25 protein-coding genes are annotated in these 25,473 nt (G+C 73.0%); 9 read left to right on the forward strand and 16 right to left on the reverse strand.

Annotation, left to right across the window (positions count from 1 at the left end; all coding sequences use genetic code 11):
• The first annotated feature begins 39 nt into the window (after positions 1-39).
• Genes ACEN8D_RS09490 through ACEN8D_RS09500 form a run of 3 tightly spaced genes read left to right on the forward strand, consistent with a single transcriptional unit; the run spans position 40 to position 3,514 of the window.
• Positions 40-2,079, forward strand: coding sequence for a bifunctional lysylphosphatidylglycerol flippase/synthetase MprF (locus ACEN8D_RS09490; protein ID WP_413461600.1), 2,040 nt, complete (start codon positions 40-42; stop codon positions 2,077-2,079).
• Positions 2,076-3,356 carry an alpha/beta hydrolase gene (locus ACEN8D_RS09495; RefSeq protein WP_413461599.1) on the forward strand — a complete coding sequence of 427 codons (1,281 nt, stop codon included), beginning with the start codon at positions 2,076-2,078 and terminating at the stop codon, positions 3,354-3,356. Before ACEN8D_RS09490 ends, ACEN8D_RS09495 begins: the two co-directional genes overlap by 4 nt.
• Positions 3,353-3,514 carry a hypothetical protein gene (locus ACEN8D_RS09500; protein ID WP_309778173.1) on the forward strand — a complete coding sequence of 54 codons (162 nt, stop codon included), beginning with the start codon at positions 3,353-3,355 and terminating at the stop codon, positions 3,512-3,514. The genes ACEN8D_RS09495 and ACEN8D_RS09500 overlap by 4 nt, the downstream gene beginning before the upstream one ends.
• Before the next feature lie 40 nt (positions 3,515-3,554).
• Here the strand turns inward: ACEN8D_RS09500 and ACEN8D_RS09505 are convergent, their stop codons facing one another.
• From ACEN8D_RS09505 to ACEN8D_RS09525, 5 genes are all read right to left on the reverse strand, one after another.
• Positions 3,555-4,130 carry a GNAT family N-acetyltransferase gene (locus ACEN8D_RS09505; RefSeq protein WP_413399869.1) on the reverse strand — a complete coding sequence of 192 codons (576 nt, stop codon included), beginning with the start codon at positions 4,128-4,130 and terminating at the stop codon, positions 3,555-3,557.
• A gap of 79 nt (positions 4,131-4,209) precedes the next feature.
• Positions 4,210-5,802, reverse strand: a complete 1,593-nt coding sequence (locus tag ACEN8D_RS09510) for a dihydrolipoamide acetyltransferase family protein (protein ID WP_495600993.1) — start codon at positions 5,800-5,802, stop codon at positions 4,210-4,212.
• A 41-nt stretch (positions 5,803-5,843) separates the two neighbouring features.
• Positions 5,844-6,803, reverse strand: a complete 960-nt coding sequence (locus ACEN8D_RS09515) for an alpha-ketoacid dehydrogenase subunit beta (protein ID WP_070419276.1) — start codon at positions 6,801-6,803, stop codon at positions 5,844-5,846.
• Positions 6,804-6,889: 86 nt separating this feature from the next.
• Positions 6,890-8,026 (reverse strand): thiamine pyrophosphate-dependent dehydrogenase E1 component subunit alpha, encoded by a 1,137-nt coding sequence (locus ACEN8D_RS09520; protein ID WP_071295537.1) that lies wholly within the window; start codon positions 8,024-8,026, stop codon positions 6,890-6,892.
• A gap of 23 nt (positions 8,027-8,049) precedes the next feature.
• On the reverse strand, positions 8,050-9,129 hold the full coding sequence (locus ACEN8D_RS09525) for a histidinol-phosphate transaminase (protein WP_413399041.1): 1,080 nt from the start codon (positions 9,127-9,129) through the stop codon (positions 8,050-8,052).
• A 71-nt stretch (positions 9,130-9,200) separates the two neighbouring features.
• Here ACEN8D_RS09525 and ACEN8D_RS09530 point away from each other — a divergent pair, with 71 nt between their 5' ends.
• The 3 genes from ACEN8D_RS09530 (at position 9,201) to purB (ending at position 11,613) form a co-directional block, all read left to right on the forward strand.
• Positions 9,201-9,599, forward strand: a complete 399-nt coding sequence (locus ACEN8D_RS09530) for a phage holin family protein (RefSeq protein ID WP_309778167.1) — start codon at positions 9,201-9,203, stop codon at positions 9,597-9,599.
• A 119-nt stretch (positions 9,600-9,718) separates the two neighbouring features.
• Positions 9,719-10,231 carry a low molecular weight protein-tyrosine-phosphatase gene (locus ACEN8D_RS09535; protein ID WP_070419277.1) on the forward strand — a complete coding sequence of 171 codons (513 nt, stop codon included), beginning with the start codon at positions 9,719-9,721 and terminating at the stop codon, positions 10,229-10,231.
• Positions 10,228-11,613 carry an adenylosuccinate lyase gene (gene purB / locus ACEN8D_RS09540; RefSeq protein ID WP_070417158.1) on the forward strand — a complete coding sequence of 462 codons (1,386 nt, stop codon included), beginning with the start codon at positions 10,228-10,230 and terminating at the stop codon, positions 11,611-11,613. Before ACEN8D_RS09535 ends, purB begins: the two co-directional genes overlap by 4 nt.
• A 114-nt stretch (positions 11,614-11,727) precedes the next feature.
• Here purB and ACEN8D_RS09545 read toward each other — a convergent pair whose 3' ends face one another.
• Entirely contained in the window at positions 11,728-12,642 is a 915-nt protein-coding gene (locus ACEN8D_RS09545) for a LysR family transcriptional regulator (protein ID WP_413399042.1), read from the reverse strand.
• A 72-nt stretch (positions 12,643-12,714) separates the two neighbouring features.
• Between ACEN8D_RS09545 and ACEN8D_RS09550 the strand changes: the two genes are divergently transcribed.
• The gene (locus ACEN8D_RS09550; RefSeq protein WP_495600994.1) at positions 12,715-13,797 is read left to right on the forward strand and encodes an EamA family transporter; all 1,083 of its coding nucleotides are present in this window, start codon (positions 12,715-12,717) and stop codon (positions 13,795-13,797) included.
• Here the strand turns inward: ACEN8D_RS09550 and ACEN8D_RS09555 are convergent.
• Positions 13,766-14,743, reverse strand: a complete 978-nt coding sequence (locus tag ACEN8D_RS09555; RefSeq protein ID WP_413398878.1) for an epimerase — start codon at positions 14,741-14,743, stop codon at positions 13,766-13,768. The two genes, ACEN8D_RS09550 and ACEN8D_RS09555, sit on opposite strands and share 32 nt — an antisense overlap.
• 1 nt (position 14,744) lies before the next feature.
• The gene (locus ACEN8D_RS09560; protein ID WP_309778161.1) at positions 14,745-15,410 is read right to left on the reverse strand and encodes a DUF4166 domain-containing protein; all 666 of its coding nucleotides are present in this window, start codon (positions 15,408-15,410) and stop codon (positions 14,745-14,747) included.
• A gap of 47 nt (positions 15,411-15,457) precedes the next feature.
• On the opposite strand from ACEN8D_RS09560, the gene ACEN8D_RS09565 reads away from it, so the two are divergent.
• Entirely contained in the window at positions 15,458-16,378 is a 921-nt protein-coding gene (locus ACEN8D_RS09565) for a cation diffusion facilitator family transporter (RefSeq protein ID WP_413398877.1), read from the forward strand.
• A 36-nt stretch (positions 16,379-16,414) separates the two neighbouring features.
• Here the strand turns inward: ACEN8D_RS09565 and ACEN8D_RS09570 are convergent, their stop codons facing one another.
• The gene (locus ACEN8D_RS09570) at positions 16,415-17,026 is read right to left on the reverse strand and encodes a hypothetical protein (RefSeq protein ID WP_309778159.1); all 612 of its coding nucleotides are present in this window, start codon (positions 17,024-17,026) and stop codon (positions 16,415-16,417) included.
• A 167-nt stretch (positions 17,027-17,193) separates the two neighbouring features.
• Positions 17,194-18,468 carry an MFS transporter gene (locus tag ACEN8D_RS09575; protein ID WP_413398876.1) on the reverse strand — a complete coding sequence of 425 codons (1,275 nt, stop codon included), beginning with the start codon at positions 18,466-18,468 and terminating at the stop codon, positions 17,194-17,196.
• A 48-nt stretch (positions 18,469-18,516) separates the two neighbouring features.
• Between ACEN8D_RS09575 and ACEN8D_RS09580 the strand changes: the two genes are divergently transcribed.
• The gene (locus tag ACEN8D_RS09580) at positions 18,517-19,446 is read left to right on the forward strand and encodes a LysR family transcriptional regulator (RefSeq protein WP_309778155.1); all 930 of its coding nucleotides are present in this window, start codon (positions 18,517-18,519) and stop codon (positions 19,444-19,446) included.
• Between the two features lie 73 nt (positions 19,447-19,519).
• Here ACEN8D_RS09580 and ACEN8D_RS09585 read toward each other — a convergent pair whose 3' ends face one another.
• From ACEN8D_RS09585 to ACEN8D_RS09610, 6 genes are all read right to left on the reverse strand, one after another.
• The gene (locus tag ACEN8D_RS09585; RefSeq protein ID WP_413398875.1) at positions 19,520-20,302 is read right to left on the reverse strand and encodes a hypothetical protein; all 783 of its coding nucleotides are present in this window, start codon (positions 20,300-20,302) and stop codon (positions 19,520-19,522) included.
• The gene (locus ACEN8D_RS09590) at positions 20,292-20,831 is read right to left on the reverse strand and encodes an RNA polymerase sigma factor (RefSeq protein WP_309888350.1); all 540 of its coding nucleotides are present in this window, start codon (positions 20,829-20,831) and stop codon (positions 20,292-20,294) included. Before ACEN8D_RS09590 ends, ACEN8D_RS09585 begins: the two co-directional genes overlap by 11 nt.
• A 104-nt stretch (positions 20,832-20,935) precedes the next feature.
• Positions 20,936-22,384, reverse strand: coding sequence for a DHA2 family efflux MFS transporter permease subunit (locus tag ACEN8D_RS09595; RefSeq protein ID WP_495601245.1), 1,449 nt, complete (start codon positions 22,382-22,384; stop codon positions 20,936-20,938).
• 19 nt (positions 22,385-22,403) lie between these two features.
• Complete coding sequence (locus ACEN8D_RS09600) at positions 22,404-22,667, reverse strand: hypothetical protein (protein ID WP_309778146.1); 264 nt, start codon at positions 22,665-22,667, stop codon at positions 22,404-22,406.
• Positions 22,664-23,305, reverse strand: a complete 642-nt coding sequence (locus tag ACEN8D_RS09605; RefSeq protein ID WP_309778144.1) for a DUF308 domain-containing protein — start codon at positions 23,303-23,305, stop codon at positions 22,664-22,666. The genes ACEN8D_RS09600 and ACEN8D_RS09605 overlap by 4 nt, the downstream gene beginning before the upstream one ends.
• A gap of 107 nt (positions 23,306-23,412) precedes the next feature.
• Entirely contained in the window at positions 23,413-25,380 is a 1,968-nt protein-coding gene (locus ACEN8D_RS09610; RefSeq protein WP_495600995.1) for a hypothetical protein, read from the reverse strand.
• Positions 25,381-25,473: the final 93 nt, after the last annotated feature.

A 25,473-nucleotide genomic window follows, 5' to 3' on the forward strand; every position in this document is an offset into this window, starting at 1 on the left:
AGCGATGCCCCGGCGGGGGCGATCGGCTGGGATGGGACCGTGGCACCAGCAGCGCTCCTCGGACGACTCCGTCGATCCCCCGTCTCCGTCGCCGTGGCGGTGGTCGCGGTCGCGCTCGTCGTGACCGCGCGGATGGCCCACTCCGAGCCGGACTTCCCGCACCACCCGCCCGTCGCGTGCCTCGCCCTCGTGGCGGTGGTCCTGACGACCGTCCTCGCCGAGCGCTCCCTCGGATCGCTCCGGACCCTCGTGATCGGGGTCGGCGCGCCGCTGCTCGGGGTCCTCGCGACCCTCCTCACCGTCACGATCGGATCGGCGCTGGGCGAGGCACACGCCGAGTTCGCCGTCGGACAGCCGCTCTTCGCCCCCTCCGTCGTCGCCGCCGCGTTGCTCGGGGCCGCGTCGGCGGCGATGCCCGCGCAGCGCCGCTGGCGGACGCGCGCCGCGCTCTGGACCGTGGTGCTGACCCTCGTGCTCTTCGCGGGCCACGGGTCGGACCTGGCCCGCGCACTGGCGACCCTGCTCGGGACCGCAGCCGGCGCGTGGATCGTGCGCCGCGCCTCCAGGCCCCAGAGCCGCACCACCCGCGTCACCGCACGGACGGTCGTGGTGAGCGCCCTCATCGCGCTCGGTGCCGGCACCCTGGTGACCCCGATCGTGCCGGACCCGGACGGCGTGCTCTCGCCGTTCGCCGACGCGATGCCGGACCGTTCCGTGGTCGTCGTCGGCGTGCTGCTGCTCCTGGCCGCCTGGCTCGTGCACCGCGGTCGCCGGACGGGCATCGCCCTGGCGATCGGCGTGCTCCTGACGCTCACGGTCGTGCTCGCCGACGTCTTCCTCATCGAGCCGGTCAAGGACGACGCGGTGCAGTGGCAGGGGCTCGGGCTCGACGCGATCGAGTGGCAGGTCACCCTGCTCGGCGCGTGGATCGTCCCAGCCGCCGTGATGCTCGCCGTACTCCTCCTCCGACCGCGGCTCGTCCGGGCGCGGTTCCGGGCAGCCGGTGCCCGCCGTGACGACCTCGTCGAGATGCTCCGCGACGGCGACGCCGGGACCCTCGGGCACATGGGCACCTGGCGCGGGAACGCAGCCTGGACCCACCCGGACGGACGCGGCGCCGTGGCCTACCGGGTGCGCGGCGAGGTCGCCCTCGCCGTCTCGGACCCGGCGTGCGCCACCGCCGACCGCGCCGATGTCCTCGCCGGCTTCACCACGTTCTGCGAGCGCAACGGCTGGGTGCCCGCATTCACGAGCGTCCACGAACCCGTCCGCGCGATCCTCGGTGCCGAGGGGTGGACCGCGCTGCCGGTGGGCGTCGAGTGCGTGCTCGACGTGACGACGTTCGACCTGCGCGGCAAGAAGCGGCAGGACCTCCGGACCGCGTCGAACCGGGCCGACCGCGAGGGCCTCCGCGACGAGTGGACCACCCTCGACGCGCTCGACGCCGGCCGTCGTGCCGAGGTCGAGGCGATCTGCACGCGGTGGGCCGCCGATCGGCGTCTGCCGGAGATGGGCTTCACGCTCGGTGGGTTCCGCGAGCTCGACGACCCGGACGTCCGGCTCATGCTCGCCGTCGACGCCGACGGGCACGTCACCGCGGTCACGAGCTGGCTGCCCGTCCACGAGCGGGGAGCGCTGACCGGCTACACGCTCGACGTCATGCGCCGCGGTGACGACGGGATGCCCGGGGTGATGGAGTTCCTCATCGCCCGGACGGCGCTCCGTGCCCGCGAGGCCGGCCTCACCACGATCAGCCTCTCCGGCACGCCGCTGGCCGCCCACGCCGGGGCCCGGTCGCTGGTCGTCCGTGGGTCGGTGCTCCTCGCCCGCGTGCTCGAGCCGGTGTACGGGTTCCGGTCGCTGCAGCGCTTCAAGGAGAAGTTCGGCGCGCGGCACGAGTCCCTGTGGTTGGTCGTCCCGACGCCGTTGCACGTGCCGCGGGTCGCCCGGGCCCTGGCGTCGGCGTACGTGCCGGGCCTGCGCCCGAAGCACCTGTGGGCGCTCCGGCAGGCGCACCGTGCGGCGGCGGACGCCCGAGCGGTGGCCGAGGCCCGTGCCGCGGGTGCGGCGCGCTCGTGAGTCCGACCGAGTGGCTGCTCGCCACCCAGCTGCAGGCGCCGTCGAAGCTCGTCCCGGTGGACATCGCGTTCGCGGTGCTCGCCGTCGCGGTGCTGCTGCCCGCTCTCCGGCACACCCGGTCCGGGTCCGCCTGGCGTGCCGTCCGGCTGCGCGCCGTGGTCGCCGTCGGGGCCGCCGTCGCCGTGCTCCTCGTCTGCTGGGTCCTGAGCGACGTCCTGAACCTGTTCGGCGTCGCCCTGAGTCCGGTCACGCGGATGTGGGTCGCGATCGCCACCGCCGCACTCGCCCTGGCGGTCACCGGCATCGTGCAGGGCGGTCGCGGACGCCGGGTGCTCGCCGCCGTGCTCGTCCCGGCGGCGCTGCTCGTCCCCGCACTCGGGGTGAACGTCGAGTTCGCCAAGTACCCGACCCTCGGCACCGTGGTGCAGAGCGACCCGTACCCGGCGCTCGACCTGCACGCGGCTCCGGCAGCGGCGCTCCCGGCGCACGGCGAGGTCCGGACGGTGGACATCCCCGGGACCCGCTCCGGCTTCCCGGCCCGCCCCGCCGTCGTCTACCTGCCGCCGGCCGCGCTCGTCCGGGACCCGGCACGCCTGCCGGTCGTCCTCGCGTTCGCCGGGCAGCCCGGGGCGCCGAGCGACATGTTCACCGCCGGGCAGATGGGGACCGTGCTCGACGCCTACGCGGCCGCGCATCACGGATCGGCACCGATCGTCGTGTCCGTCGACCAGCTGTCGGCTCCCGGTCGGAACCCGATGTGCGTCGACTCGACGCTCGGGAAGTCCGCGACCTACGTCACCGAGGACGTGCCCGCCTGGATCGCAGCGCACCTCCCGGCGACGCCGGACCGGCACGCCTGGGGCCTCGTCGGGTTCTCGCAGGGGGCGACCTGCGCGATGCAGTTCGTCACCGCCGACCCGGGGTCGTTCGGCGCCGCGCTGGCGATCTCCAGCGAACTGCAGCCGATCGACCAGAACCCGCGGCACAGCGCCGACCAGGCGTTCGGTGGGTCGGTGGCCCGCTGGAAGGCCGCCGCCCCGATCGCGCAGATGCGGGCGAACGGCCTCGGCGGGCACGCGCTCTGGCTCACGGCCGGGTCCGCCGACCATCAGTTCAGTCGGAACGCCCGGGCACTCGGCAGTGCGGCCCGGGCGGCCGGCGCGGACACCGTGGTCGCGTTCGCGCCGGGGAGCGGGCACGACTGGAACACCGTGCAGTGGTCGCTGCGCACGGAGCTGCCGCACGAGGCCGACGCCCTGTTCGGGGCCCTCGGGTGAGGCCCGTCGTGCTGGCGGTGGTCGCCCTCGTCGCGGTGCTGCTGCTGACGGTGGGGCCGGTCGCGGTGGCGCCGCTCGCCGCGGTGCTCCTGCTGCTCTGCGTGGGTGCTGCTGCCCTCGCGACCGGGGACGACGGCTCGGGGCCGTTGGGCTCCTGACCGGTGCACTCGGGGCCGTCGGGCTCCTTGCCGGTGCGGGTCAGGCGTTCGCGACGAGCCAGGCCCGCTGCGTCCGCGACAGCGCCCGGTCGGCCCAGACCTGCCGCTCGACACCGTCCGGCAGCGTCGACGACGTCGAGCCCTGCCACACCAGCTGCAGCCCCGCGCGGTCGAGCACGGCCGCCGAGGCGGGGTTGTTCGTCAGCACCCGCCCGGTGACCGCGACGTCGGGAGCGACGTCCGCCGCCGCAGCCACCGCCGCGAGCGCTATCTCCGTCGCGTAGCCGTTGCCCCACGCCGCCGGTGCCAACCGGTAGCCGAGGTTCCACACCCCGGCCGCGGTCATGTCCACGCCGCCGACACCGAGGAACGCGTGGTCGACCGCGGCGCGGACCGCCCACGAGCCGAGCCCGTGTCGTGCCCGACCGCCGATCTTGCGCTGGACGAGGTCGACCGTCGAGGCCCGCACCGCGTGCCGTCCCGCGGGGAGGTGGGTCCACGTCCGGGCGTCGGAGAAGACCGCATGCACGTCGTCGATGTCCGCCGGTGAGAGCGGGGTGAGCAGGAGGCGATCCGTTCGGATCTCCTGCGAGGGCATCAGGAGCTGGTGGACCATGCCTCGATCATCCCGCCGCCCACCGACATCCGTGTGAACACCACGCGACGAATGCGGGAGTCCGCAACGGCGGTGGCGGTCAGTCGAGCAGCAGCGCCGGCTCCTCGAGCACCGAGGCCACGTCGTGCACGAAGCGGGACGCCACGTCGCCGTCGACGACCCGGTGGTCGAACGACGCGCCGATCGTCGTCACCATGCGCGACCGGACCTCGCCGTCGACGACCCACGGCTTCGGCTTGATCGTGCCCATCGCCACGATCGCGACCTCACCCGGGTTGAGGATCGGGGTACCGGTGTCCATGCCGAACACGCCGATGTTCGTGATCGACACCGTGCCGTTCGCCATCTGCGCCGGCGTGGTCTTGCCGTCGCGGGCGGTCAGGGTGAGCTGCTCGAGGGCCTGGGCGAGCTCGAGCAGGGACATGTCCTGCGCGTCCTTGATGTTCGGCACGATGAGGCCGCGCGGGGTGGCCGCGGCGATGCCGAGGTTCACGAAGTGGTGGACGATGATCTCGCGGTCGGTCCAGGTGGAGTTCACCGAACGGTTGCGGCGGACCGCCCAGATCACGGCCTTCGCCACGAGGAGCAGCGGCGACACCTTCACGCCCGCGAACGTCGGCGAGGACTTCAGCCGCTTGACGAACTCCATCGTGCGGGTGGCGTCCACGTCGACGAACAGCGAGACGTGCGGTGCGGTGAACGCCGACGTGGTCATCGCGGTCGCGATGGCCTTGCGGACGCCCTTGACCGGGATCGTCTCGCTGCGGACGTCGCCCCACTCGGGCGTCTCGATGTTGCGGAAGACGCTGGCCTGCTTCGCGTGCCGGATGACGTCGTCGCGGGTGACCTCGCCCGCGAGGCCGGTCGCGACAATCTCGCTCAGCTCGACGCCGAGGTCCTTGGCGAGCTTCCGGATCGGCGGCTTCGCCAGGACGTTGGTCGCCACACCGAGCTTGCGCGCCGAGCCGGAGCCCTGCGCGGAGATGGCTTCGGCGGTGGTCTCCTCACCGGGGTCGGTGGCGGCTTCGGCGGCAGCTGCGGCGTCGGCACTGGAGGCGCGGCTCGCCTCGGCCGCGAGCGCTGCGGCCCGGCGGGCGCCCGGCTTCCGGCGGGACGGCGACGAGGTCGCGGAGCCGTAGCCGACGAGGACGGCGCCGGAGGACTCGTCCGTGCCGACGACGGAAGCGTCGACGGCGACCGGCTGGGCGGGTGCGGCTGCGGGCTGCGCGGGAGCGGTGGCGGGCGCCGTGGCGGCCCGCGGCGGGGTCGGCGCACTCACCGGAGCGGGTGCGGCGGGGGTCTGCGCGACCGGGGCGGCGGGCGCGGCCGGTGCCGGCGGGGTGGCGGTGACGTCCGGCGAGGTCGGGACGCTCTGGGCGACGTGTGCCGCGCCTCCTGGGCCGGCGACCGCCGCACCGGACGCGACCTGCGCGTCGGACTCCACGCGGATGATCGGCTTGCCGACCTCGACGGTGTCGCCCTCGGAGACGAGCAGGCCGGTGACGGTGCCGGAGAACGGCGACGGGAGCTCGACGAGGGACTTCGCCGTCTCGATCTCGACGAGGACCTGGTCGACGGCGATCTCGTCCCCGATCGCGACGCGCCACTGCACGATCTCGGCCTCGGTGAGGCCTTCACCCACGTCGGGCAGGGGGAATTCGGCGACGGCCACTACGGCTCCTTCGGCGTTCTGGTCGAGCTCGGACAGGGAGGTCAGTAGGCGAGGGCGCGGTCGACGGCCTCGAGGACGCGGTCGGCGTCCGGCAGGTGCAGGTGCTCCAGCTTCGACACCGGGAACGGGACGTCGAACCCGGAGACCCGGAGGGGCGGTGCCTGCATCGTGTAGAACGCCTTCTCGGCGACGGTCGCGGCGATCTCGCTGCCGACGCTGACGAAGCCGGAGGCCTCTTGCGCGATGACGAGACGACCGGTCTTCCGGACCGACGCCAGGAGCGGCTCCCAGTCGATCGGCGAGATCGAGCGGAGGTCGATGACCTCGCAGCTCGTGCCCTCGCCCTCGGCGATCTCCGCCGCCTGCATGAGCGTGGCGACCATCGCACCGTGGCCGACGAGGGTGACCTCGGTGCCGGTGCGGGCGACGCGCGTGGTGTGCATCGGGACGTGCCCGTCGACGAGGTCCACCTGACCCTTCGGCCAGTAGCGCGACTTCGGCTCGAGGAAGACGACGGGGTCCTTCGAGGCCACTGCTTCCTGGATCATCCAGTAGGCGTCGTTCGGCGTGCTCGGGCTGACCACACGGAGACCAGGGGTGTGCGCGAAGTACGCCTCGGGCGACTCCTGGTGGTGCTCCACGGCACCGATGTGGCCGCCGTAGGGGATGCGGATGACGACGGGCAGCGACATGTGCGCCGGCAGCCGGTTCGCCATCTTCGCGAGCTGCGAGGTGATCTGGTCGAAGCCCGGCCAGACGAAGCCGTCGAACTGGATCTCGACGACCGGGCGGTAGCCGCGCAGGGCCAGACCGATCGCGGTGCCGATGATGCCGGCCTCGGCGAGCGGGGTGTCCCGCACGCGCTCGGGGCCGAACTTCTCCTGCAGGCCCTCGGTGATGCGGAACACACCGCCGAGTGCGCCGATGTCCTCGCCCATCAGCAGGACCTTGTCGTCCGCCTGCATCGCGGCGGCGAGCCCGGCGTTGAGCGCCTTGGCCATCGTCAGGGTCGGGGTGGGGTCGCTCGGGACCTCACCGGCGCCCGGGTGGGAGCGCAGGGTGTAGTCGAAGAGCTGCTCGGTGGTGCTCATGCGTGGGCGCCCCCTTCGAAGCCGGCCTCGTACTGTTCGAGCCAGGCCTTCTGCTCGGCGATCAGTGGGTGCGGCTCGCGGTAGACGTTGTCGAACATGACGTCGACGGACGGCGGTGTCAGGGCCACGGTGCGACGGCGGACGTCGGCGGCGATGTCCTCGCCCTCTTCGTCGAACGCGGCGAACTGCTCGTCGGTCGCGCCCTTGGAGCGCAGGTACGCCTCGGACCGGACGATCGGGTCGCGGCGGACCCAGTCCTCGAGCTCGCCCTCGGCGCGGTAGCGGCTCGGGTCGTCGGAGCTCGTGTGCGCGCCGATGCGGTACGTGTCGGCCTCGATGAACGCCGGGCCCTGGCCGCTGCGGGCGTGGTCGGTGGCGACGACCGAGGCCGTGTAGGAGGCGAGGATGTCGTTGCCGTCGATGAGGACGCTCGGGATCCCGAAGCCGCGCGGACGGTCGACGAGCGGGGTCGGCGACTGCACCGACACCGGTACCGAGATCGCCCAGTGGTTGTTCTGCAGGAAGAAGACGACGGGGGCCTTCGTCGAGGCCGAGAACACGTACGCCTCGTTCACGTCGCCCTGGCTCGTCGCGCCGTCGCCGAAGTAGACGATCGAGCACGCGTCGCGGTCGGGGTCACCCGTGCCGACGTCGCCGTCGAGCTTCTGCCCGAGCGCGTACCCGGTGGCGTGCAGGGTCTGCGAGCCGATCACCAGGGTGGAGATGTGGGTGTTGCCGCGCTCGTCCGGGTCCCACCCGCCGTGCGTCTGGCCGCGGTACATCGCGATGATCTCCATCGGCTCGACGCCGCGGTGCATCGTGACCGCGTGCTCGCGGTAGGACGGGAAGACGTGGTCCTGCGCACGGAGGGCGAAGGCGGAACCGGTCTGTGCGGCTTCCTGCCCGTGGCTCGGCACCCAGAGGCCGAGCTGACCGGTGCGCTGGAGGTTGTGACCGGCGTGGTCGAACCGACGGGTGAGGACCATCCGGCGGTGCATCGCCAGCAGGGTCTCGTCCGGGATCGCCCGCGCGGCGGCGGCGAACTCGGCGTTCTCGTCGGTCTCCACGAACCGGCCCTCGGGGTCGAGGAGCCGGACGGTGGTCGTCGCGGGGGCCGCGGCGCGGAATGACATGCGGGCCAGCGTAGCGGCAGCGACTACTCGGCTGCCTGGAGGTCCCCCACAAGCGACCGTGCCGTTTCGAGGAGCGTTCCCACAGCCTCGTGCTCCCCGATCGAGATGCGGATGCCCTCGTTCCCGAAGGCCCGGACGATGATGCTGGCCTGCTCGAAGCGCTCCGTCGCGTGCGCCGTCAGCTCGCCGGTCGGCAGCCACACGAAGTTGCCCTGGGCGTCGGGTACGTCCCAGCCCTGCTCGCGGAGCGACGTGACGACGTGGTCCCGCAGGACAGCGATCTCGGACACGCGCTCGAGCAGTTCGGACTCGCGCTCGAGGCTCGCGAGCGCCGCCGCCTGGCCCTGCGCCGTGACCGAGAGCGGGATGGCGCAGGCGCGTACGGCATCGAGCACGTACGCCGGGCCGAGGGCGTACCCGACACGGAGTCCGGCCAGCCCGTAGGCCTTCGAGAAGGTGCGGAGCACGACGAGGTTCGGGTACCGCTCGAGCAGTGGTGCACCACGGACGGCGGTCGGCTCGGTGACGAACTCGGCGTAGGCCTCGTCGAGGACCACGAGCACGGTGGCGGGCACCTGCGCCATGAACGCCTCGAACTCCGTGCCGGTCACGATCGGGCCGGTCGGGTTGTTCGGCGTGCAGACGATCACGAGGCGGGTGCGCTCCGTGACCGCGGCGGCCATCGCATCGAGGTCGTGACCGCCGTCGGGTCGGTTCTGCACCTGCACGCTCGTGGCGCCGGCGACCGTGACGACGCCCGGGTAGGCCTCGAAGGAACGCCACGCGTAGACGATCTCGTCGCCGGGGCCGGAGGTGGCCCTGGCGAGTTCGTGGAGGATCGCGACGCTGCCGGGGGCGACGTGGACCTCGTCGACGGTGGTGCCGAAGCGGTTCGCGAGCACGGCCCGGACGGCGAGGGCGGTGGCGTCGGGGTAGCGGTTGAACGCGGTCTGCGCCTGCACGGCCTCGACGACGCCGGGCAGCGGCGGGAACGGGTTCTCGTTGCTCGACAGCTTGAAGGCGTCGGCCGCGGCCTGGCGCCCCTGCTTGTAGGCGGGGAGAACGGCGATCTCGGGCCGGATGTGCACGCGCTCGTCAGTCACGGGATCAGGCTACCCGGCCGGGAGAACGGCGATGCGGTGCCCATCCGGGTGCCGGAGGGCATCATGGACGCATGCGATTCCTCGTCCGCCTCGTCGTCAACGCCGTCGCCCTCTGGCTCACCACGCTGATCGTCAGCGGCGTCTCCGTCACGCCCTTCGGCGACGGCGGCACCACGGCCACCGTGCTCACCTACCTGCTCGTGGCGTTCGTGTTCGGCCTCGTGAACGCGGTCATCGGCACGCTGATCCGGATCGTGGCCTTCCCGATCTACATCCTCACGCTCGGGCTCATCTCGTTCGTCGTGAACGCGATCCTGCTGCTCATCGTCGCCGGGATCTCGGACGCCTTCGGCTTCGGGCTGCAGGTCGAGTCGTTCGGCTGGGGCATCGTCGGCGCCTTCGTGCTCGCGGTGTTCGCGTGGCTGATCGGGCTGTTCGTGCGGCCGGTGCTGAACCGCCCGCGCGCGTGACGCTGGCCGACGACCCGTCGGCGAGCACCCCGTCGGGGTGGGCCGACGACCGGACCGGCACCGCGCCTCCCGACAGCAGCAGCGTCGCGGACGGACGCTCCCTGCGCCATGATGTCCCCATGACCCCGGACGCCGACGCCCCCTTCCGGGTCTCGTTCGTCTGCAGCGGCAACATCTGCCGCTCCCCCATGGCCGGCATCGTCTTCGCCCAGCTCGCGGCGGACGCCGGCATGGCCGACCGGTTCCAGGTCGAGTCCGCCGGCACCGGCGACTGGCACGTCGGCGAGCCCGCCGACGAGCGCACGATCGCAGCACTCGCAGCGCGCGGATACGATGGCAGCAGGCATCGCGCCCGTCAGTTCGATCCGGACCGGTTCCCGGACCTCGATCTGGTGGTCGCACTCGACCGCTCCCACGAACGCATCCTGCGCTCGTGGGCACCGACCATGGACGACGCCGCGAAGGTGACGCTCCTGTTGCGGTACGACGACGCCTGGCCCCAGCAGACCGACGTACCGGATCCGTACTACGCGGACCGGCACGAGTTCGACCGAGTGCTCTCGACCGTCGAACGGGCCTGCCGGGCGCTCTTCCGCCAACTCGAGCCGGCAGTCCGTCAGGGAGCCCCATGACCCCCCTTCCCCCGCAGCCGATCAGCCCGCTCGACGGGCGCTACTACCCGATCGTGCACACGGTGGGCGAGCACCTCTCCGAGGCGGGGCTCAACCGCGCGCGCATCGTGGTCGAGGTCGAGTGGCTCATCTTCCTGACCGACCACGCGATGTTCACCACGTCGCCGCTCAGCGTCGACGACAAGGCCGCGCTCCGCCGGGTCGTGGAGACCTTCGGCCAGGAGCAGATCGCCGAACTCGCCGAGATCGAGGCCACGACGCGGCACGACGTCAAGGCGGTCGAGTACTTCGTCCGTCGTCGTCTGTCCGAGCTCGGGCTCGACGCGATCGCCGAGCTCACGCACTTCGCCGCGACGAGCGAGGACGTCAACAACCTCTCGTACGCGCTGACCGTCCGCGACACCGTCGACCAGGTGTGGCTGCCGGCGTACCGCGCTGTCGTGGCGAGGCTCCGCGAGCTCGCCGACGAGCTGAAGAGCGTCCCGATGCTCTCGCACACGCACGGGCAGCCGGCGACGCCGACGACGCTCGGCAAGGAGCTCGCCGTGGTCGTGTACCGCCTCGAGCGCGTGCTGTCCCAGATCGAGGGCGGCGAGTACCTCGGCAAGTTCTCCGGCGCGACCGGCACGTTCTCGGCGCACCTCGCGGCCGACCCCGAGGCCGACTGGCCGGCACTCTCCCGCGAGTTCGTCGAGGGTCTCGGGCTCACCTGGAACCCCCTCACGACGCAGATCGAGTCGCACGACTGGCAGGCCGAGCTGTACGACCGGGTGCGCCACGCGAACCGGATCCTGCACAACCTCGCGACCGACGTGTGGACCTACATCTCGATGGGGTACTTCACGCAGATCCCGGTGGCGGGTGCCACGGGCTCGTCGACGATGCCGCACAAGATCAACCCGATCCGGTTCGAGAACGCCGAGGCGAACCTCGAGATCTCGTCGGCGCTGTTCTCCACGCTGTCCGAGACGCTCGTGACGTCGCGGCTCCAGCGTGACCTCACCGACTCGACCACGCAGCGGAACATCGGCGTCGCGTTCGGGCACTCGCTGCTCGCGCTCGACAACCTGCGCCGTGGCCTGGGTGAGATCGCCGTGAACGAGGTGCGTCTCGCCGAGGACCTCGACCGCAACTGGGAGGTGCTCGCCGAGGCCATCCAGACGGTCATCCGCGCCGAGGTCACCGCCGGACAGTCGAACATCGAGGACCCCTACGCGATGCTCAAGGAGCTCACGCGCGGGAAGCGCATCGGGCAGGCGGAGCTCGTCGCGTTCGTGAACGGCCTGGACATCTCGTCCGGCGCGAAGGCCCGGCTGACGAACCTCACCCCGGCGACCTACACGGGCCTCGCCGACGAGCTCGTCGACCACCTCGACGTGTAACGCGCCGCGCGGCGCTCGCTTCGTGAGCAGACATGGTCGGGTCCCGAGCAGGGACCCGGCCATTCAAGCGTCGGCCTGGAGGCGCGGGTCGGCCCCGCCGGCGGCGTCACCGCCTCAGGTGGTGACGTCCAGGGCCTCGGCGACCAGCGCCTCCAGGACCGTCCGGACCACGGGGCGGACCGCACGGTCCGGCCGGACGAGCGCCTCGATCCGCCGCCCCGCGCGGACGTCGGCGAGCTCGGCGAGGTGGAAGCGACCGGGCGCCCGGGTCCCCGAGGTGTACCGCGGCACGAGCGCCACCCCGTGTCCGGCGGCGACGAGGTTCTCGATGACGGGCAGGTGGATCGTCCGGAAGCCGACGCTCGGCGGCGTGTCCGTCGCCGCCGCCATGGCCGTGAGCACCCGGTCGATCGGGTAGCCCTCCGGCACCCCGATCCAGGACTCTCCGACGACGTCGTCGATGCGGACGCGCTCACGGGCGGCCAGCCGGTGGTCGAGTGGGAGCGCGACGTCGAGCGGCTCGCGGAGGAGCGGGACGGTCTCGAGCGCCTCCCGGCCGGCCGGTGGGGCGCCGTCCGGCCGGTGCCCGATGACGACGTCGTGGTCGGCGGCGAGGGGGCCGAACGCGTCCTCGCTGACGTCGACGTCGACGAGCACCAGGTCGATGCCGGGGTGCTCGCGCATCCGGGTGAGGAGGCCGGGCAGCAGGAGTTCCGCGGCCGACGGGAACACGGCGAGGTCCACCCGCCCGGTCGCGCCGCCGAGGTGCTCCTGCCACGCTGCGTCCACCGTGGCGATCGCCGTCGCGACGCCGCTCGCCAGCCCGGCGAGCACCCGGCCGTGCTCGGTGAGCCGGACCCCGCGGCCGACCCGTTCGACGAGGGGGACGCCGACCTGGCGCTGCAGGGTCTGGAGCTGCTGCGAGACGGCGCTGGGCGTGCGGTGGGTGGCCTCGGCGACGGCGGTGACGCTCCCCCGCTCGGCGAGTTCGCGGAGGACGGTGAGGAGCTGCACGTCGAAGCCGACCATTCAGGGAGCCTACAACGTCGGTACGGAACTCTTCGCTGGTGCTGAACGGTGCGGCTGGGTCACGATCGACCCGTGCGCACCCGTGACCGTCTCCTCGCCGTGGTCGTCGCCGTCGTGTGGGGGCTCAACTTCCCCGCGACGGCCCTCGCCCTCGAGCACTTCCCGCCGTTCCTGCTCGCCGCGCTGCGGTTCACGCTGCTCGCGGTCCCGACCGTGCTGCTCGTCCCGCGCCCGAGGATCCCGTTCGGCCGGCTCCTGCTCGTCGGCTTCGGGCTCGGGGTCCTGCAGTTCGCGTTCCTGTACCTCGGCATGGCCGCGGGGCTTCCGTCCGGGCTGGCGTCGCTCGTCCTGCAGGCGTCGGCGCCGTTCACGGTGGTGCTCGCCGGGGTGTTCCTGCGCGAGCGGCTCACCGGCCGGCAGGTGATCGGGGTCACGATTGCGGTAGCGGCGCTGGCGGCGATCGCCGTGCACCGGGCGCAGGCGGCGGCGCTGCTGCCCGTCGTGCTCGCGCTGTGCGGGGCGCTCGGGTGGGCGATCGGCAACGTCGCGACCCGTCGGGCCGGGGCGGCCAACCCGCTGCACCTGACGCTGTGGTGGTCGATCGTGCCGCCGGTGCCGATGGCCGTCCTGTCGTTCGTGGTCGAGGGGCCGTCGCGCATCGGGAACGCGCTCGGGACGGCGTTCACCGCGGAGGCGCTGCCGGCGGACCTCGGGCTGCTCTACATCGTGCTGGTGGCGACCCTCGTCGGCTACGGCATCTGGTCGCGGCTGATGGCGGCGTACCCGTCGAGCACCGTCGCGCCGTTCTCGATGCTCGTGCCCGTGGTCGGGGTGTTCGCCTCGTGGGTGGCGTTCGGGGAGGTGCCGGACGTGGTGGAGATCGCGGCCGGGGTCGTCGTCGTGGCCGCCGTGCTGTGGTCGTCCCGCCCGGCACGGGACCGGCCGGCACGGGTCCGTCCCGCGCGGTCCCGCCCGGCGTCGTCACCGGTCGAGGTCGCACCACACGCCGCGGACGCTCCGCCGAGGTCGCACGACGTGCCGCCCGCCGACGGGCTGGGCGGCAGTTCGAGCGACCTCGGCGACCCGCCCCCGCCCCCGCCAACGCCGACGCGGACGCCGGCGCTCAGCCCCGGTGCTGCCGACGCTCCGCGATGATCCCGGCGAGTGCGCCGCGCAGGTGCGGGTAGCGGAACTCGTACCCGGCCTCGACCAGGCGCGTCGGCACCACCCACCGGCTCTTCAGCACGAGCTCGGTCTCGGTCCGGATCGCGAACGACCCGAGCTCGAGCATCCACCGCCACGTCGGGATCCCGAAGCGTCGCCCGACGGCGTCCCGGATGGTGGCCATCACGGTGCGGTTGTCCGACGGGTTCGGGCTGGACACGTTGACCGCGCCGTCGATGTCCTCGTGGTCGCGGACGAAGCGGATCGCCCCGAGGACGTCCGCGATGTGCACCCAGCTGAACCGCTGCCGGCCCCGGGTGTGCCGGTTCACGTGGTAGGTGCCGGCACGGAGCCGGGAGCGCGTCGGGAACCACGGGCCGTCGTACTGCGGCCCGCCGAGTCCCGCCTGCGCCAGCCGGAGCAACGGCACGAGGGCGCTGCCGTCGCCGAACACGATCGCCATCCGGAGCGCCACGCGGCGGGTGCCGGGCAGGTCGATCGCGGACAGGGCGTCCTCCCACGCGGTCGCCACGGACACCGAGAACCCCTCGCCGAGTTCCCCGGTCGCCTCGTCCTGAGGGCGGTCGTCGGCGTGCCGGTAGATCGTCGCCGTCGAGGCGTTCACCCACAGCGGCGGCGGGTGCTCGCTCGTGCGGATCGCCTCGGCCAGTTCGAGCGTGGTGTCGACCCGGGAGCGGATGATCTCCGCCCGGTTCCGGCGCCCGTACCGGCAGTTGACGCTCTTGCCGGCCATGTTCACGACGAGTGCGGCCCCGTCCACGAGCTCCCGGATCCGCATGGTGTTGCCCCACACGGCGTCCCCGGTGCGGCCGATCGTGACGACCTCGTAGCCCTCGTCGCGGAAGGCGTCCTGCAGGTACTGCCCGACGAAACCGCTCGCCCCCGCGATCACGGCGCGGCCCTTGTGGTCGCTCATCTCATCCCCGTCCTGTGTCCGGCGCGATCTCGTACCGGAACGCCCCCTCGTACCGGTACAGCGTGCCGACCAGCGGGGCCGAGAGCACCAGGGACACGCGCTGCTGGTCGGCATCGTCATCGAATCGTTCCACGAGCGTCACACGCGGTGCGATGCGGCTCGGGAGGCGCACCTCGCGTCCCAGCGCACGGAACGACACACGGGTGGAGACCAGGCGCAGGGCGCCCGCGTCCGGGCCGTGCGCGTCGACCTCGGCCCGGAGCAGGGCGCTGACGCGCCCACGGCGACCGAGGTGGTCGACGAGCCCGTCGGGTCCGGCGGTGATGGCGTCGACCATCGTTCGGGTGCCGGAACGGAAGCGGAAGGTGCGGTGCGCGCGGACGGCGACCCGACCCTCCTGGACCGCCGGCCCGCGACCGACGCGAGCCGGGCGGTTCTCGACCGTGAAGGGGACGTCCCGTTCCCAGACCGGGAACATGACGGCGTCGCGGGCGAACCACGCGAGCACCGGCCAGAGCCAGCGGCGGGGTGTGCCGACGACGTCGAAGACGCCCTCGCCACGGCCGACGTGTCCGGGCGGGACCGCACCGAAGTACGTCGACAGTCGCGGGTGCAACCGGGCCAGCACGTCGGGCGGTGTGGACAGCTCGTAGGGCGACCGGGTCACGTCCCGATCCTGGCATGTCGTCGGTACGGATCCCTACGATGATGCGCATGGGACACGACCACGGAGCAGGGCACTCGCACGGGCACGCGTCCGAGCGCGCACTGCTCATCGCGTTCTGCATCTCGGCGACGATCCTGCTGGCGGAGGTCGTCGGTGCCGTCGTGACCGGATCGCTCGCCCTGCTCGTCGACGCCGGGCACATGGTCGTCGACACCGGCGGGCTCGGCATCGGCCTCGTGGCGACGCGGCTCGCACGACGCTCGCCGACCGCGCAGCGCACGTGGGGCTTCCAGCGTGCCGAGGTGCTCGGGGCCACGGCGCAGGCGGCGATCCTGCTCGCCGTCGGCGTCTACGTGATCATCTCGGCGATCCAGCGGCTGTTCGTGCCGGCCGAGATCCACTCCGGTCCGCTGCTCGTGTTCGGGATCATCGGCCTCGTCGGCAACCTCGTGGCGTACGCCGTGCTGCTGCGGGCCTCCGGCGAGGGGTTCACCTCGCGGGCCGCCCGGCTCGAGGTCCTCAACGACACCCTCGGCTCCGTCGCGGTCATCGCCGCCGCGGTCGTCCTCATGCTGACCGGGTGGGAGCGTGCCGACTCGGTCGCGGCGATCCTGATCGGGCTGCTCATCCTGCCGCGGGCCATCCGGCTGCTGCGCGAGACCGCCAACGTCCTGCTCGAGTCGACGCCCCCGGGGCTCGACCTCGACGACGTCCGGGGGCACATCCTCGAGCTCGACCACGTCATCGCCGTGCACGACCTGCACGCGACCCTCGTGGCGACCGGGGTGCCGAACCTGACCGCGCACGTGGTGGTGGACGACGAGTGCTTCTCGACGGCGCACGCCCCGCGGATCCTCGACGAGCTGCAGCAGTGCGTGGCGGAGCACTTCGACCTCCCCGTGGAGCACTCGACGTTCCAGCTGGAGCCGGCGTCGCACCGGCGGCACGAGCACGAGGTGCACGCCTAGGCGGTGCCCGGCGCGCCACCGTCGCCGGGGACGAGGTCAGCAGCCGCCGTCGCTCGTGGGGAACGCCGTGATCACGCGGTCGGTGGTGGCCGACACGATCACGCGGACGAACGGCTCGGCCGCGGGGCGGGACCCGTCGTCGAACCGCACGGGAGCGGCGAAGCAGACCTTGCCGTCGCCGGCGTCCTGCGGGTACCCGGTCGCCGGTGCCTCGAGGGCGGACTGCACCGCGGTGAGCATGGCGTCGTCCCAGTCCCGGGAGCCGTGGCCGGTCACGACGTCCTCCCAGTCCGCGGTGTGGCGGACGCGGATGTGCTCGTAGCCCTGGCCGGAGTTCCCGCACTGCAGCACGACCGTGCCGAGCGCCTCGGTGTCGTACCGGGCCACGGTCTCGCGGGTGCTCGTGTCGCAGCGGGCGAGGACGGCGTCGCCGGGCAGGTCCGGGCCGGTGCGGGTGATCGTCACCGTGCCGTCCTTCGTCGCGTCCCCGCCGGCGGTCGCGCTCGGGACGACGCTGGCCGCCGTGCCCCCGAGCACCGGGTCGTCCGCACCGCGCTGCGCCGTCAGTGCGACGCCACCGGCCACGAGGCCGGCGGCCAGCACGGCGGCGACGCCGGTGATGACGGAACGGTTGCGCTTCTGGGACACGCGCCCAGTATGCCGGACGGGTGTCGCGCCTCCTGGACCGGCCGCGGGACGCAGTCGAACCACGTTCCCGACATCGCACCGCGCCCCAGCGGTGGTGCGATGTCGGAAACGTGGTTCGACGTGGCCGAACGCGCAACGCGGCCGACGCGCGGGACGCGGACCAGCGCTCAGGCCCGCGCCGCCAGGCGGGTGCCGGCGACGACGGCCAGTACGACCACGAACACGACGTACCCGAGCAGCACGGGCAGCGTCGGCAGCACGAGGAGCGCGGCGCCGACCGCCACCACCGGCACGGTCAGCCCGGCGTAGGCGATGAGGAAGGTCGCGGCGAGGACACCGCCGCGACGTTCCGGGCCGACGAGGGCGCCCGCGCTGCCGATCGACGCGCGGAACAGCAGCCCGACGCCGGCTCCCGCGACGACCCCGCCACCGATGAACCCGGCGACCTGCAGCACCACCGCGGCACCGGCCAGGACGACCAGGCCACCGACGAGCAGGACCATCCCGAGACGGATCTGCGCCCGCTGCGACAGCCGGGCGAAGACGATCTGCGACACCGCGCTCGCGGCGAACACCCCGAACGTGGTGGCTCCGGCGGCGAGGCGGTCGGTCACGTGGAAGGTCGTCCCGAGGAACGTCGGCGCGACCGAGGTGAAGAGTCCCTGCACCGCGAGCGCGGCGAACGCGGCGGTGCCGGCGGTCCAGAACGCGCCGGCCTGCCCCTCCGGTGCCTGCAGTCGCTGCGGGCGGTAGGGCACGGGCGACGTGGGACGGTCGACGGTCTCCGGGGCGGCGAGCACCACCACGAACGCGACGGCCAACGCCACGACGAACACGACGTAGGGCACCATGAGCGGCTGCCCGACGAACTCCGCGAGCGCTCCACCGACGAGGGCGCCGAGCGACAGCCCGCCGAGGTTCACGACCCCCGCGACCACGCCCGCCCCACCGGCCGACGACTGCGAGCCCGTCGCCCGGACCCGCAGCTCGCCGAGGTGCGCGGTCGCCGTCGCCGTCAGGAGCCCGACCCCGAGGCCGGTCACGAGCCGGGCGACGATGAGGCCGCTGACGTCGTTCCAGAGCAGGAAGAGCACCGCTGCGACGAGCTCGAGCGCCACCGACACGAGGATGAGCGGGCGCCGTCCGTGCACGTCGCTGAGGTGTCCGGCGAGGTACAGGGAGCCGACGACACCCACGCCGTACGCCGCGAAGACCACGGTCGTCGTGAAGGTCGGGAAGCCGTCGCGTGCCTGGTAGATGACGTAGAGCGGTGCGGGCACGGTCGCGAACGCCATCACCGCGAGGAACGCGAACGCCACGGCCCAGAACCCGACGCCGTGCCGACGGCGCGTGTGCGCTCGTCGTCCGCGCGGGGCGGCGACGCGCTCGCTCGCGGTGGCGGCGGTCGACGACGTGGGAGCGGATGCGGTGGCGGTTGACATGCTCCGATCGTCCCGCCGAACACCCATCGAGTCCAACGGATCCTCTTGATGACGTCCATCGACCTGATCGATACTGAGCCGGTGGAGACCCGCCTGCTCGAACAGTTCGTCACCGTCGCCGCCGAGGGCAGCGTCACCCGCGCCGCCGAACGGCTCTGGGCGGCGCAGTCCACGGTGTCCGCGGGGATCGCGTCACTCGAGCGGAGCTTCGGGGTCCGGCTGTTCGACCGCACCGGACGGCACCTCGTGCTGACGACCGCTGGTGAGGACCTGCTCCCCCACGCCCGCGCCGTGCTGGAGTCCCTCGACCGGATGCACGACCTCGCGACCGTCGACGACGCCGACCTGCGGGGACGGGTCCGGCTCGGCATCTTCACGAGCATGGACATCGTCGACCTCACGGGCGTGCTGCGACGGTTCCGGCAGCGGCACCCGCTGGTCGCGGTGGAGCTCATGACCTCGCCCTCCGGGACGACCGGGCTCGTGCAGGACCTGGTCGCCGGGCGGCTGGACATCGCCTACACGGGCCTCCCGGCGGTCCCGGCCGGGGTCGAGGTGGCGCCGCTCCGAGAGATGCCGTTCCGGGTCTTCACCGCCGCCGACCACCGGTTCGCCGGTCGTCGCTCGGTCTCGCTCGCGGAGCTCGCCGACGAGCCGTTCATCGACACGGCGCACGGCTTCGGCAACCGGATCATCCTCGACACCGCGCTGGAGCGGCTCGGGATCCGGCGGCGGATCGTCGCGGAGATGAACGACATGCCCGCGGTGATCCGGTTCGCGTCGGCCGGCCTCGGTGTCGGCGTCGTCCCGGACTCCGGGGTGCGCCACGACGGTGCGGTGCTCGAGCTCGAGGACGAGGTCGATCCCCTGCGCATCGGGCTCGCGATGCGGACGAGTCCGGAGCCGAACCGCGCGGTGCGCACGCTGGCGCGCGACATCGTGGCGGCGCGCGTCGACGTCGCTACGCAGCCGGGCTGAGCGGCCGGATTCCGGTCGTACCCCACCGACGGACTGGAGGCGCGGGTCGTCCCCGCCACGCGCCTCCAGGCCGTCAGTCCCCCCAGATCTCCCCGACGATCGCACCCAGCAGGTTGTCGGTCGGGAAGTTGGTCTGGCCGATCTCCAACCAGGTGTCGCCGCGGACGTAGCGGGTTCTGCTCCAGTCCGTGCCGTACTGCGGATCGAGCCTGGTCTGCCGGCAGATCCGGATGCCGTCGGACTCCTCGCACGTCGGCGACCACCCCTGGTAGTAGCTGCGCTCTCCGTTCGCGAGCTCCTCCGGCGTGCCGTGCCCCATCGTCACGGCGAGCCCGGTGATGTCCGCAGCCGGATCACGCCACAGGCAGTACAGGTCGGTCTCCGGCAGTCCCGAACCGTTACCCGCCACCGGCGGAGGCGTCGCTTCAGCGGGCAGCCCTTCCGCGACCGGGAGCACCCGCTGCAATGGGACGTCGCCGAAGAACCGGTCGTAGTCGGACGCCGGGACGAGCGCACGGCAGTCGGTCGGGATCGTCGCCGTCGTGTTGACCGGCTTCGGGGTCGGACGCGGTGTCGGGCGCTGGGTGATCGGCGCGGACGTCGGGGTCGTCGCGGAGGGCGACGGCTCCGGCTGCTGCGTCCGGGTGGGTGCGGCGACGGGCGACTCCTGCTGCGACAGCGACAGGGCCACGGCGCCCGTTGCGGTGCCGATCGCCAGCAGGCCGATGACGCCGAGCGCGATGCCCGGACGGAACCGACGCCGCTTCGGACGCGGGGTGGCACGTTCGAGGACGTTCTGCTTCATCGAGACGAGCATGCGCTGCAGGTCGTCTCCCTCGGGGGGCTCAGTGTTCATCGTGCATCACCACCTTCTTGAGTCGGCGTCGGGATCGGGAGACCCGCTGGGTGACCGCACCGACGCTGAGGCCCAGCATCTCGGCGGCCTCGGCGTAGGAGTGCCCCTCGAGGAGGCACAGTTCGCAGATGCGTCGGTCGGTCTCGGGCAGCGCGGCGATCTCGTCGCGGACCCAGCGGAGGCGCTCACGGGCCTCGGCGTGGTCGTCGGGTGCGGCGAGCTGCTCGGGGAGCTCGTCGGCGCGACGGCGGGCCTGCTTCCGGCCGGTGTTGAACGCGTGGTTCCGGCACACGACGAGCAGCCACGGGAGCATCGTGTCCGCGGGCAGCTCGAGGGTCTCGGCACGCTGCCAGAGCGTCAAGAAGGCGTCCTGCACGATCTCCTCGACGTCCTGGCGGTCGTCGACGAGTGCCCAGGCGTAGCGGGTGAGGGTCGCGGCGTACCGGTCGAACGCCCGGGCGAGCGCACTCTTGTCGCCCCGTGCCATCGCACGGACGATCGCCTCGTCCGTGTCGGTGCCGGTCGTCACGTCCACATCCCACCTCCTTCACTCCAGAGGTGTCGGCTGCACGCGCGATCGTGACAGGACCGTGGCGAAAACGTGATCCCGGGCGTGTCGGTCGCCCGAGCGGTTCAGGCGTCGAGCAGGTGCGCGATGCCGGCGACCGAGCGCTTCGCCGCAGCCGAGGTCGACAGGTACCCGACGAGGACGATCCCCACACCGACGCCGACGACGATCCACCACATCGCGTGCGTGGCCACGGCGAACTCGGCGCCGACGGTCGCGACCGCACTCGCGCCGGTCACGGTGCCGGCGAGTGCGACCCCGAGCGACACCCCCGTCTGCCGGCTCGTGGACGCGACGGCCGCGGCGGACCCGGACTGCGCGCGGGGCATGCCCGAGACGGCCGTGTTCGTGATCGGCGCGTTCACCATGCCGAACCCGAACCCGAACAGCACGAAGGCGACGACGAGCACCCACATCGGTGTCGTGGCGTCGATCGTCGTGAGGATCGCCCCGGCGCCGCCGACGCCGATGCCGGCGAGGACGAGCGGGACCCGGGTGCCGATCGAGCCGACGAGACGCCCGGAGAGCGGCGAGACGAGCATCGTGGCGACCGCGGCGGGCAGCGTCCACAGGCCGGCCTGGAACGGCGACATGCCCCGGACCTCCTGCAGGTAGAGCGCGTTGAGGAAGAGGAACGCCCCGTTGGCGCCGAACGCGCCGATCGCGGTGACGACCGCGGCCGAGAACGGGATGCTCCGGAAGAACCGGACGTCGATGAGCGGTTCGCGGCGACGGCGCTCGACGGCGACGAGCACGACGAGGGACGCCGCGGCGAGGACGAACAGCCCGAGGGCGGCCGGTGACGTCCAGCCGAGCCGCGGCCCCTCGATGAGCCCGCCGACGAGCGTCGCCAGGAGCACGATGACGAGCACCTGGCCGACGGGGTCGAGCCGTCGGGGCTCCGGCGACTTCGACTCGGGGACGAACAGGAACGTCAGCACGATCGCCGCGATGCCGATCGGCACGTTGATCCAGAAGATCGCGCGCCAGCCGACGGTGTCGGTCAGCGCGCCGCCGACCAGCGGACCGAGCCCCATCGACACACCGACGACGGCACCCCAGACGCCGACGGCACGGGCACGCTCCTTCGCGTCGTCGAAGGTGGCGGTGATGATCGACATCGCGACCGGGTTCATCATCGAACCGCCCACCGCCTGGACCATGCGGAAGACGACGAGCCAGCCCACGCCGGGCGCGAGCGAGCAGAGCAGCGACCCGACCGTGAAGAGCGCGAGCCCGATCTGGAAGGTGGTGCGGCGGCCGATGCGGTCGGCGGTGGAGCCGGAGAGCAGCAGCAGGCTGGCGAGGACGAGCGTGTAGGCGTCGATCGTCCACTGCAGCCCGGAGATCGAGCTGCCGAGTTCACGCCCGATCGAGGGCAGGGCGACGTTCACCACGGTGGCGTCCATCGAGACGATGAACAGGCTCATGCAACAGACCGCGAGGATGAGGTACCGGTGCCGGTACCGGTGCGGCAGGCCCGGGTCGCCCTGGAACGGCCGCCGTGACGGCACCGCGGGGGCGGCCTCCGACTCAGTGGAAGTCGTTGCCGTCTCCTTCACCCGGGGCCTTGTGACCACCGAGCATGTCGTTGTCGTCCTGGTCGCTCGTCGACGCGAGCTGCAGCATCGCGAGGACGACCACGACGACGATGAACGCGATGCCGAGGAAGATCGCGGCGAGCTGGAGCTCACGCGTGGCGAGCAGCACGACGAGCCCGGTGAAGACCGCAACGATCGCGGAGATCCCGAGGAGCTCGACCGGGCGCAGGCGGTCGCGACGGCTGGGGGTGGTCATGCGTGTGGTGCTCCGTCCGGGGTTGCGGCCGGGGCCGCCGTTCCCCACTTGTGCGAGAGGCCGGCGATCACGTGGAAGACCGCGGTGATGGCGAGGTAGGCGCCGAGCAGGCCGACGAGGACGATCGAGGCGTCCAGCGTGCCGGTGACCCGCTCGACACCGCCGAGCTCCTGCGAGTAGTCGGGCGGCGTCACCAGGAAGGCGATGGCGAGCAGCAGCGTCAGGCCGCCGACGGTCGTCCAGTCGCGCGCGAACGGCGAACGCCCACGGGCGCGGAGCCCCTGCGTGAGCTCGAACGCCCCGGTGAGGACGGCGAAGGCGACGACGACCGCGATGAACGCCGGCAGGCCGAGGCCGTTGCACGCGAACGCGGCGACCGCGGCGACGAGGGTGATCACCGCCTGCAGGAGGGTCGTCCGGCGCGACCGTCCGTCCGCCGGGAGCCGCGTCGTCCCCGCGAGCAGCAGCACGAGTCCGTCCACCGCCGCGAACCCACCGAACAGCAGCAGGCCGTAGCCCGCCGCGTGGTTGGACGAGAAGGTGATGACGATGGCCACGATCGCGGCTGGCACGGCCCGGAGGACGGGGATCGGCCAGTACCGCGCGCGCTGGCCGGAGTCGTCCACGGAGTCGGACACGAGACCTCTTTCGGGCATGCGGATCGTGGTTCGATCCTACCGCCGCACGGTGCAGCGGCCGACCGCGCGGGGCGATCGGCCGCTGAGGATGCTCGAACCAGCAGGCGTCAGCGGGGCGTCGACCCGACCTCGTCTTCCGCCGAACGTCGGCGCGCACGCCGCCGCGCGAGCCACCAGCACGTCGCCCCGGCCGCAACACCGACGGCGGCCACCGCCGCGACCACGCCGAGGTCCTCCGTGCCGGTGTAGGCGAGCGCTCCGGTCCGAGCCGGCCCGGCGTCCCCGCCGTCTCCACCGTCCCCGGCGGGACGGGCCCCGCGGCCGTCGGGCGTCCGGTCGCGCGGGCCCGGGTCAGCGTCCCCGCCGTCACCCGGCCCGTCGGAGCCGCCGTCGCCGCCGTCACCACCGCCGCCGCCGGGGACCACCACGATCCCGACGCCCGGCGAGGGGTCGCCGCCGTCCGGATCGCTCGGCGACGTCGCGGTCGCAACGTTCACCACGTCCGACCCGTCCCCGGAGTACGCCGGGTCGAGCTGCGCCCGGACTCGGAACGACACGGTCTCCCCCGCGGCGAGCGCGGCACCGGAGCGACAGGTCACGTCCTGCCCCTCGGCCGTGCAGTCGTCCGGCGACCCGACGAACCGCATCGCGCTCGGCAGTTCGTCGACCGCCCCGACGTCCTCGGCGGTACCCGGGCCCCGGTTGCGGGCGGTGATCGTGTACTCGACCTCGTCACCGGGCTCGACCGCCGTCGAGGGGGACACGGACTTGTCCGTCTCGACGTGCGCGTCCACCCGGGCGGCGACCGTGGTGCTCGCCGCCGAGGTGTTGTCGTCCTCGTTCGTGTCGGCGGTCCGGGGCGCCGGTCGGATCGTGGCGACGCTCTCGAGCGTGCCCTCCGCGTCGTCGGCGGTGCGGCCGCTGATCGTCACCGTGGCCGTCCCGTTGCGCGGCAGGCCGAGATCGGTGGCGACGTCGCCGGCGCCCGACTCGGTCCCGCACGACGACCCAGCGGCCGCCGCGCAGGTCCACGTGACGTCGCGCAGGGCGTCGGGCACGTCGACCTCGAGCGCGCTCGGGTCCGACGCGTTCACGCCGGCGTTCCGAGCGGTCACCGTGTACTCGACGTCGGCACCCGCCGGGACGCTCGGCGCGAGGTCGTGTGTGACGGTGACGTCCGTCGGCGTCCAGACGCGCAGGGCGTCGACTTCGTGCACGTTGACGTGGCTGCCCGTCGCCCCCGCGAACCCGAGGCGGAGCGTGCTCGGCAGCGGTGCCTGGCCGTCGCCGTGCAGGGGGACCCGGTCGAGCACGGTCCGCATCCGGTCCCCGTCCTGCAGCCGGACGGTGACCGCGAGTTCCCCGGCGTCCCCGGGGAGCAGGGTCACGCGGACCTTCCGGAGCGTCGCCCCGGCGGTCTCCGTGCCACCGGGAGCGGGGGCCGCGCCGACCCAGCGGTAGCCGAGCACCCCGTCGCCGGAGCCGCGGATCGACACGGTGTCCGGCCGCGCCCCGGGTCCGGAGTAGTTGATCGGCGTCGAGAAGTTGCCGTAGTGGTCCACCGCGATGCCGGCGAAGCCGCCGGGGACCCCGGGCAGGTCGCAGGACAGGCCACCGCCCTGGGACGCCTCGCGCCGGCACGCGTAGCCGAGCCCGGCGCCGAACGACCCGACGCCCTGCTCGGCCGCGCCGTCCGCGAGGAAGAGCAGCAGGCCGTCGGCACCCGGGTCGTCGACGTCGCGGTACATCGCGTAGCTGAACTCGATCTCGAGCCCGAGGTCGGACGGGAACGTGTCGTGCATCGACCACGCCCCCGCCTGGTCCTTGACGTCGTCGGTCAGCCGGAGCCGACCGTCGACGATCGCCGCGTCGCCGTGCAGGGCGCCGCCGGCAGCGGTGGCGAACTGGTTCTCGTAGGGGAAGGCGAGCTCGTCGGCCGAGGAGGCGGACGGCACGAGGCCGGGTGCCGCGAGGACACCGAGCACGGTCAGGACGGACGCGACGGCCGCGACGCGGCGGAGCCGGCGTGACCTGGCGGGCGGTCGACCGCCCGGCGGGGTGTTGGGAGCTGTCATGCCCCGATCGTCGCGACCGGAGGGTCCCCGTCAGGCGGGCGTCGGCCGATCTGTGGAACGCGTCCCCGCGCCTCCTGGCTGTGGAGGAAGAGT

The organism is Curtobacterium sp. Curtsp22, from assembly GCF_059492135.1.